Genomic DNA, 8,255 nt, shown 5'->3' on the forward strand with positions numbered 1-8,255 from the left:
ACGAGCGCCACACGGGATGCTGTACGGATGAGCGGAACAGCCTTTCCCGACGGTTTCGTCTGGGGGATCTCGACGTCGGCCTACCAGATCGAGGGCGCCAATGTGGCCGACGGTCGCGGCCCGTCCATCTGGGACTCCTTCTCCGATTCGCAGGCGGCCTGCGACCATTACCACCGCCATGCCGAGGACGTCGGACTGCTGAAGGACCTGGGAGTGGGGGCCTACCGTTTCTCGGTGAGCTGGCCGCGGGTCGTGCCGGAGGGCGCGGGCCGGGTCAACGAGGCCGGCCTGGATTTCTACGACGAACTCGTGGACGAATTGCTGGGCGCGGGCATCACCCCGTACGCGACGCTTTATCACTGGGATCTGCCGCAGGCGCTCGAGGACAAAGGCGGGTGGGCCTCCCGCGACACGGCCGCCTTTTTCGCCGAGTACGCGGCGGTGGTGCGTCAGCGGCTGGGCGACCGGGTGGACACGTGGTTCACGGTGAACGAGCCGTGGGTGGCGGCCTTCTGCGGTTACGGCTCCGGCATTCACGCGCCGGGGCGTACCTCGGCCGCCGACGCCTTCCGCGCCGCCCACCATCTGCTGCTCGCGCACGGGCTCGCCACGCAGGCGCTGCGGCCGGCGAAGGTGGGGCTGGTCCTGAACTTCGGGCCGGTCATGACGCCCGGCCAGGTCGGCGACCTGACGATGGAGCCGGCCGAGGAGGACGCCGAGGCGGTGGCCAGGATCGACACGCTGCTGCACCGGCAGTTCCTGGAGCCGGTGCTGCGCGGGGCCTATCCCGACGAGCTGTTACCGGTGGTGGAGCGGTTCGCGGGGCTCGGCCACATCCAGGACGGCGACCTGGAGGCGATCGCGGAGCCGATCGACCTGCTGGGCGTCAATTACTACGCGCCGACCGTCGTGCAGGCCCAGCCGAGCCGGGCCGCCGACCCGGCCTATCCGGGCAGTGAGGGAATTCTCTTCTGCACCGTTCCCACGGCCGTCACCGCCATGGGCTGGCCCATCGTCCCGAACGCCCTCCCGTTGTTGTTGCGCCGCCTTTCCCGGGAATATCCCGGCACCCCGTTGATGATCACCGAGAACGGCGCCGACTTCGTGGACGTGATTTCCGGCGACGGCATTCACGACGTGGACCGGATCGGTTTCATCGAGGAGCATCTGCGGGCCCTGAAGGTCTCCATCGACGAAGGGGCCAAGGTCGGCGGATATCTGCTCTGGTCGTTGCTCGACTGCCTCGAATGGGCCGACGGGTACCAGCGCAAGTTCGGCATCTACCACGTCGACTTCGCCACCCAGCGGCGGCGGCCGAAGGACAGCGCCCACTGGTACCGCGACGTCGTCAGGCGCAACGGCCTGGCGCAGAGCCGCCCCAGGCGGCCCACCCTGGAGACCGTCGCCGCCCGCGCCTCCGTCTCCCGGGCCACGGCCTCCCGCGTCATGAACGGCGAGGTGTCGGTCAGCCCCGAGGCGCGCGCCGCCGTGCTGCGGGCCGTGCAGGAGCTGGGCTACGTGCCCAACGCCGCCGCGCGCAGCCTGGTCACCCGCCGTACGGAGTCGATCGCGCTGGTCCTGTCCGTGCCCGGCCCCGGCGGGGAGGCGCTGACGGCGGCCGTCGTCCAGTACGTCACCAGCGTCCTGGAGGCGGCCGGCAAGCGGATCACGCTCATGCTCGCCGACACGGCCGAGAGCCACCGGCGCATTCTCCAGCACGTCGAGGCCAGGCTGGTGGACGGCGTCATCCTCGTCCTGCCCGACCGCGCAGCCGGGAGTGCCGGAGGCGTCGGGAGCGTCGGGAGCTTCGTGGGCGCCGGGAACGTGGCGGACGCCGACCCGCTCGCCGAGCGCCTGACCCGCACGGGCCTGCCGGTGGTGCTGCTGGGCCGGCCGCCGGTCGCGTCGCTGGTGCCGTACGTGGACGTGGACCACGCGGGCGGCGCGGCAGCCGTCACCGAGCACCTGCTGGCCACGGGCCGCCGCAACCTGGGCATCATCTGCGGCCCGCTGGACCTGGTCGCCACCCAGGACCGGCTGGCGGGCCACCGCACGGCACTCGAACGGGCCGGCCTGCACCCGTTGATCGCCACGGCCAACCCGACGCGGGAGTCGGGCGCGGAGGCGGCGCTGCGGCTGTTCGCCGACAACCCCCGGCTGGACGCCGTCTTCGCCACCAGCGACCACCTGGCGATCGGCGCGCTGCGGGCGGCCGGGCAGGCGGGTCGCCGGGTGCCGCAGGACCTGGCGGTCGCCGGCTTCGGCGACATCGACGCCGCCTCGTGCACCACGCCGTCGCTGACCACCGTGCGGGCGCCGGTCGCCGACCAGGCGATGGCGCTGGCCAGGCTGCTGCTGTCGCGGCTGGAGGGCAGGCACACCACGTCGGTGATCGTCCCGGCCCGCCTGGTCGTCCGCGAGTCGACCTAGGCCGTACGGCAAGGACCTAGTCGAGCTGGTCCTCGGCGAGTTGGGGGAAGACCTTGGAGACCTTGCCCAGCAGGTAGTCGCCGTACGTGCCGGTGAAGGCGCGCAGGTCCTGGCCGTCCCAGCGGGCCCGCCCCCCTTCCGTGTACGGCAGCGGCGGCACCTCGCTGTCCCAGCCGGGGTCGAAGAAGAACGGGAAGCTGAGCCGCTCGTTCCCGCTGACGTTGCGCACCCGGTGCGGGGTCGAGCGGTACAGGCCGCCGGTCAGCTTGTCCAGCATGTCGCCGATGTTGCAGACGAACGTCCCGGGCAGCGGCGGGGCGTCGATCCAGCCGTTCGCGGTGTGGACCTGGAGCCCCTCGTTGCCGTCCTGGAGGAGGAGGGTGAGCAGGCCGTAGTCGGTGTGCTCACCGACGCCCCACGCGTCCGGCTGGGTGGGCGGATAGTGAAATATCCGGAAAAGGATGGTGGGGCGGGCCGTGTAGCCGGTGCTGAAGTAGTCCCTGTCCAATCCCAGGCTCGCCGCGATCGCGGACATCACGGACTGGGCGACGCCCGTCATCGTGTCCAGGTACTCCAGCACCGCCTCGCGCAGCTCCGGCACCCGCTCGGGGAACAGGTTCGGGCCGTGCAGCGGCAGCCCGCTCTCCGGCTCCTCGGCGCCGAAGTAGATCCCCTCCTTCTGGTCCGGCCGGCCCGAGGTCAGCTCCCCGCCGACCGGGAAGAAGCCGCGCCAGGCCCGGCCGCCGCGCTCCATCGAGATCTCGTCCTTGACCTCCCCGGGCAGCTCGAAGAAGCGCCTCGCCGCCGTGTCCAGCCGCTTGACCAGCTCGGCCGGCACCCCGTGCCCGGACACGTAGAAGAACCCGCTGTCCTGGCAGGCGTCGCCGATCCGCGCCGCCACGTCGGCCGGCCGCCCGCCGATATCAATCACCGGCAATTCGCTCACGGGCCCATTGTTCCCGTTTTACGGCGCTTAGCATGGAAACACAGGGACCGCTTGGAGAGCGCATGCGCTTCATTCGCAGGCACAGGCAAGAGCACGAGCCCGACGAGCCGGGACAGGTCACCCGCATCGCCCCCGCCGTCGCGTACGACGGGGACCTCTACCATCTGCCCGACTGGGCGCACCGCCGCGGCGAGGAACGCGAGCTGGGCCGCGCCCACGCCGCCGAGGGCCAGATCGACACGCTGACCCTGGAGACCGGCAGCGTGCCGCGCTTCCACGAGCTGGAGGACGAGCGCCTGGCCGAGCTGGCCCAGATCGAGGACCTCACCGAACGGGAGATCCAGCGGGCCCGCGCCGAGTTCGAGGCGCAGAAGATCAAGCTGGCCGAGTCGCAGCGCGTGTTCGGCGAGGCGCGCAAGGCGCTCGACGCCACCCAGCACCAGGTCGGCGAGCTGGAACAGCCCAGCAGGCGCCCCGGCGACGGCCGTCCCAGCTCCATCGCGCTGTCCGGCAGTCGCTGGCCGGTCGTCCGCCGCTGGCTGCCGGCCGCGCTCCTGCTGCTGCTCCTGCTGATCGTCGAGGTGCCCATCCTCTACCAGGTCATCCTGAACTGGGGCGACAGCGTCGCGATGACCGCCCTGCTGGCCGCCGGCGCCGCCCTGATCATGCTGGTCGCCCCGCACATGTACGGCAGGGCGTTCCGCGCCTGGCAGGAGCACGGCAGCCCGGCCAGGGGACGCTGGCTGCTGATCGGGGTCGCGCTGGTCTGGCTCGGCCTGATCGTCGCTGTGGCCGTGCTGCGCCGCGACGCCCTGGTCAGGCCGCTGATCGTGGACGGCCAGGACATCGGCGCCACGTCCTCGGGCGTCAGCCAGCTCCCGACCATGATCCTGCTGCTCGCGCTGCTCATCGCCACCGCGCTCATCGCCGCCGACCTGGGCCGCCGCATGCACAACCCCAACGACCGCCGCCTGCGCGAGCTGCGCGCCAAGCGCGACGCCGAGGCCGAGGCGTGCGCCGCCGCCCGTACGGACTACCAGCGCGACGCCGGGTACGTCGAGAGCGTCGCCCAGTACCTCCAGGCCGTCGAACGCCGCCGGGCCAGCCGGATGCGCCAGCTCGACAGCGGCTTCGACAGTCTCGGCACGGCCTACCTGGGCGGCGTCGTCGAGGGGCTGCGCGACCCCGAGGCGGCGAGCTGGGCCGAGCGCATCGTCGTGCGCCGCCGCGAAGCAGGCACCCGGGGCACCTGAGTCCGGCGCCCCGGGAGTCCCGCGACCGGTCGATCGGCCGGTCAGCAGGTCGGCCGGTCAGTTGGTCGGTCGGTCAGTTGGTCGAGAAGGTGAACCAGTTGACGTTGACGAAGTCGGCCGGCTGACCGCTGCTGAACGTCAGGTACACCGTGTGCGTCCCCGTCACGCCGGAGATGTTCGCCGGCACCGTACGCCAGCTCTGCCAGCCGCCCGTGTTGCCCAGCGCGAAGTCACCGATCGGCGTGGCCGTCGGGCTGTCGAGCCGCACCTGCACCAGCCCGCTCACGCTGGTCCCGGCCCCGGAGGCGACCCGGGCGCGGAACTGCGTGGCGGCGGTGGAGCCGAAGTTCACGCCGTCGTAGCGCAGCCAGTCGCCGTTGGCGATGGCGCCGATGTTCTGGCCGCCGCCGCTGTCGGTGGTGGCCTCGGTGATCGTGCCCGACTGCGCCTGGAACGACTCGGCCTGGATGGTCGAGCGGGCGTCCACGTTGCCGCCGGGGGGCGGGGTCGTGGTGGTGCCGCTCTGCCACACGGCCACGTAGTCGACCACCATCGGCCGTCCCGGCACGGTGGCGGAGGTCGGCGTCGAGCCGCCCAGCGCGTTGGGGAACGCCCCGCCGATGGCCACGTTCAGGAGCAGGAAGTAGCCGGCGTGCGAGGTCATGTTGTTCCAGGACGTGGCGTCCATCTGCGACTGGGTCACGCTGTGGAACTGCTGGCCGTCCACGTACCAGCGCAACTGGTTGGGGCTGGTGCTGCGGTCCCACTCGAAGCGGTAGGTGTGGAAGGCCGACTGGCAGGTCGAGCCGGGGCAGGCGCGGTTGGCGCCCAGGCCGGTGGTCTCGTTGCACGGCCCGCCGGGGTTGACGCCGCAGTGCAGGACGCCCCAGACGGCGTTGATGCCGTTGACGTTCTCCATGATGTCGAACTCGCCGATGCCCGGCCAGTTCCAGTAGTTGCCCCGGTACGGCGCGCCCAGCGCCCAGAACGCCGGCCAGTAGCCGAGCGCGGCTTGTCCCGTCACGTTCGGCATCTGGATGCGGCTCTCGATGCGCAGGACGCGCCCGTCGGCGGGCTTGAAGTCGGCCCGCCTGGTCTCGATGCGCCCGGACGTCCACTCGCCCGAGCTGCTGCGCAGCGGGGTGATGCGCAGGTTGCCGCCGCCGTCGAGCGCGAGGTTGGCGGAGCTGGAGGTGTAGTTCTGGATCTCACCGGTGCCCCAGTTGCCGGGTCCGCCCGGGTAGGCGTGGCCGGTGTCGATGATCCAGTTGCTGGAGGAGGGCAGGGAGCCGGAGGCGCCGTCGAAGTCGTCGGCCCAGACCTGCGTCCAGCCGGACGGGGTGGACGGGACGGACGCGGAGGCGGTCACCGCCACGTGGACGAGCAGCCCGGCGATCACCGCCAGCGCCACGGCCACCGCGGCTAAGCGCCTGCGGACGGGGGATGTTGATCTCATGTCGTCGCTCCTGGGGGATACGGGGGCCGGAGCACTGCGAGAGAGCGCTCTCTCACGCCGAGACAAACACAGGTGTCATGTCCTGTCAACAAAGCGCACGCGTGATCTGTCAGAGCTGTGAGAGCGCTCTCGCTAGAGGAGGTCCACCGGGGCCGCCCCGGCCGCCTCGAACGTCTCCTTCCAGAAGGCCTCCAGCAGCGGGAACCGGTCCGGGCTCGCGGTCTTCTCCCGCAGGAACCCGTGGACGACCACCCCGTAGCCGCTCAGGTCGGGCATCAGCTGCTCCTTCCGGAGCTGCTCGGCCTTCTGCTTCCTGGCGGCCTCGCTCAGGTCGAGCTTGTTGATGTTCAGCTCGCCCCGGTTGTTGATCAGGTCGCTGAACACGATGATCTGGTGTGCCTTGTCCGGCTGCCGCTGCGCGGCCATCTGCTTGACCAGGTACCGCAGCGCGCCCAGCACGTCCGACCCCTCGCCCTCGGACGGGCAGTCGAACAGCTTGGCCGCCCGCGGCAGCACCTCGGTGATGCGGTGCGAGCGGATGCGCTCCTCGACCACCGGGTTCTCGTTGGGGTTCTCCGCCTTCGTCGCCGCCACGGCCACCGGGTCCTGGCGGCACGTGCTGCTCTCCGAGCTGCCGGTCACCGCCGCGAAGCCGATCCAGTCGCAGCCCTGGGCGAAGGCGGGCAGCTTGGAGGTGACGTCGCCGCGCGAGGTCGCCGGGTCGGCGTAGCTGGTGGAGTCGACCACCACCCCGCACACCGCGCGGGACTCCGTGCCGCAGGCGGTGAGGCCGCCCGCGAGCAGCAGTAACACTCCGAGCGCCGCCACGCGCCGAGTGCGGGCCCCGGCGACGGCGTCACCTCCGTCCGCCGTCATCGCGCCCCTCCGTCGTCGTCGGTCCTGTCGCCGGGTCTCCCCTGAGGCCAGTCGCCGGTCCTGTCGCCGGGCTCGTCCTCGGGATCGTCATCGGGCTCGTCGCCGGGTTCGTCCTCAGGATCGTGGCCGGGTCCGCGGCCGGTGCCGGGATCCGGGGTCGCGTCGCGGGGGAGTGATCGCCGGGTGACGGCCGGGCCGACCTCGGCGTGCCACACCTCGATCCGCGTCTCGACCTCCTCCATGATCCGGACGATCTCCCCGCGCCCGGAGATCGCCGCCGCGCTCTCCGCCGAGGAGTCCATGGCCACGACCTCCCCCTTCCACAGCGACGGGATCTCCTCCTTGCGCGGATGGGTCCGCATCACCCCGCCCCGGTAGGCCGCGATGAGCCGCTGCGAGCGGGCGTTCTCGGCCTCCACCGCGTGGTTGCGCTCGATCACCGCGCTCTCCCACTCCTGGGCGATGCGCTGCAGCCGGGCCCTGGCCTGGTGCACCTCGTCGGCGGAGCGCCGCAGCTCGTCCTGCCTGCGCGCCTCGGCCCGCCGCCGCCGCGCCTCGGCGATGGAGATGAACGCGTCCTCCGCCGGGGCGGGGCCCGCGCCGTTGACGTGCGGGGACGGAGACGGGGACGAGGGCGGGGGCGGCGGCCGCAGGTCGGCTCTGGCCAGCTCGCGCAGGATCGTCTCCTGCTCGCCCAGCGCGCGCTCCAGCAGCTCCTGGCGCTTGGCGGCCAGCCGCAGGTCGGTCTCGGTGACCCGCTCGCGTTCGCGGGCCCGTACCTCGGACACGTACGCGGGTTGGAAGCCGGGGTCGGTGAACTCGCCCAGCGGGTGCTCCCGGGCGTCCCGCATGCCCTGACGGTGCGCTTCCTCCCGCTCGGCAAGCGGGTCGTCCCGCTTGAACAGCCGCGACAAGAACGCCATCCGCGTCTCCAGGCTCCGGCCGGACCGGCACCCGGCCCGAGTGTCCCCGAAACCCCAGACTAATCCGTCATTTCGGAGAGAGCGCAGAGCTCGTACGAGCTGGTCTGCCCGGAACGTGCAACGTCTCCCCGGCGACCAGCGACGCGTCGTCCGAACAGAGCCACACCACGGCCCCCGCCACGTCGGCCACGAGGCCGTGCGGCCAGGCCGACACGCCGGCCGCGAGGTTGTGCGACCACGAGGTCACGTCCTCGGCGAGCCCGCGCGGCCAGGCGGCCACGGCGTTGACCCGCACGCCGGTCCCGGCCGCCGCCGCGCGGGTCAGCTCGATCACCGCGGCCTGCGAGCCGGCGGCCGGCGCCAGGTTGACG

The 8,255-nt window shown here is 72.0% G+C and carries 7 protein-coding genes; 2 read left to right on the forward strand and 5 right to left on the reverse strand.

From position 1 onward, the window contains the following. Positions 1–27 precede the first annotated feature (27 nt). Complete coding sequence (locus KME77_RS30195) at positions 28–2,430, forward strand: GH1 family beta-glucosidase (RefSeq protein ID WP_219462340.1); 2,403 nt, start codon at positions 28–30, stop codon at positions 2,428–2,430. Between the two features lie 16 nt (positions 2,431–2,446). On the opposite strand, the gene KME77_RS04790 is transcribed toward KME77_RS30195, so the two are convergent. Beyond that, a complete protein-coding gene (locus KME77_RS04790) occupies positions 2,447–3,376 on the reverse strand; it encodes an isopenicillin N synthase family dioxygenase (protein ID WP_219462342.1) in 930 nt (309 codons plus the stop codon). Between the two features lie 62 nt (positions 3,377–3,438). On the opposite strand from KME77_RS04790, the gene KME77_RS04795 reads away from it, so the two are divergent. Then, complete coding sequence (locus tag KME77_RS04795; protein WP_219462344.1) at positions 3,439–4,629, forward strand: hypothetical protein; 1,191 nt, start codon at positions 3,439–3,441, stop codon at positions 4,627–4,629. 73 nt (positions 4,630–4,702) lie between these two features. On the opposite strand, the gene KME77_RS04800 is transcribed toward KME77_RS04795, so the two are convergent. The 4 genes from KME77_RS04800 to KME77_RS04815 all read right to left on the reverse strand — a co-directional run. After that, on the reverse strand, positions 4,703–6,085 hold the full coding sequence (locus tag KME77_RS04800; RefSeq protein WP_219462345.1) for a glycoside hydrolase family 16 protein: 1,383 nt from the start codon (positions 6,083–6,085) through the stop codon (positions 4,703–4,705). Between the two features lie 132 nt (positions 6,086–6,217). Further along, positions 6,218–6,961, reverse strand: coding sequence for a hypothetical protein (locus KME77_RS04805; RefSeq protein WP_219462346.1), 744 nt, complete (start codon positions 6,959–6,961; stop codon positions 6,218–6,220). Continuing rightward, positions 6,958–7,884 (reverse strand): hypothetical protein, encoded by a 927-nt coding sequence (locus KME77_RS04810; protein WP_219462347.1) that lies wholly within the window; start codon positions 7,882–7,884, stop codon positions 6,958–6,960. The genes KME77_RS04805 and KME77_RS04810 overlap by 4 nt, the downstream gene beginning before the upstream one ends. 67 nt (positions 7,885–7,951) lie before the next feature. After that, on the reverse strand, positions 7,952–8,255 hold a 304-nt coding region (locus KME77_RS04815; RefSeq protein ID WP_219462348.1), incomplete at its 5' end, for an SDR family oxidoreductase.

Source organism: Nonomuraea rhizosphaerae, assembly GCF_019396405.1.
Taxonomy (GTDB): domain Bacteria; phylum Actinomycetota; class Actinomycetes; order Streptosporangiales; family Streptosporangiaceae; genus Nonomuraea; species Nonomuraea rhizosphaerae.

What these genes read in the sequence shown, in the direction of transcription:
- KME77_RS30195 (WP_219462340.1), top strand. Translation starts at nt 28, where the DNA reads ATGAGCGGAACAGCCTTTCCCGACGGTTTCGTCTGGGGGATCTCGACG.
- KME77_RS04795 (WP_219462344.1), top strand. Translation starts at nt 3,439, where the DNA reads ATGCGCTTCATTCGCAGGCACAGGCAAGAGCACGAGCCCGACGAGCCG.
- KME77_RS04800 (WP_219462345.1), bottom strand. Translation starts at nt 6,085, where the DNA reads ATGAGATCAACATCCCCCGTCCGCAGGCGCTTAGCCGCGGTGGCCGTG.
- KME77_RS04805 (WP_219462346.1), bottom strand. Translation starts at nt 6,961, where the DNA reads ATGACGGCGGACGGAGGTGACGCCGTCGCCGGGGCCCGCACTCGGCGC.
- KME77_RS04810 (WP_219462347.1), bottom strand. Translation starts at nt 7,884, where the DNA reads ATGGCGTTCTTGTCGCGGCTGTTCAAGCGGGACGACCCGCTTGCCGAG.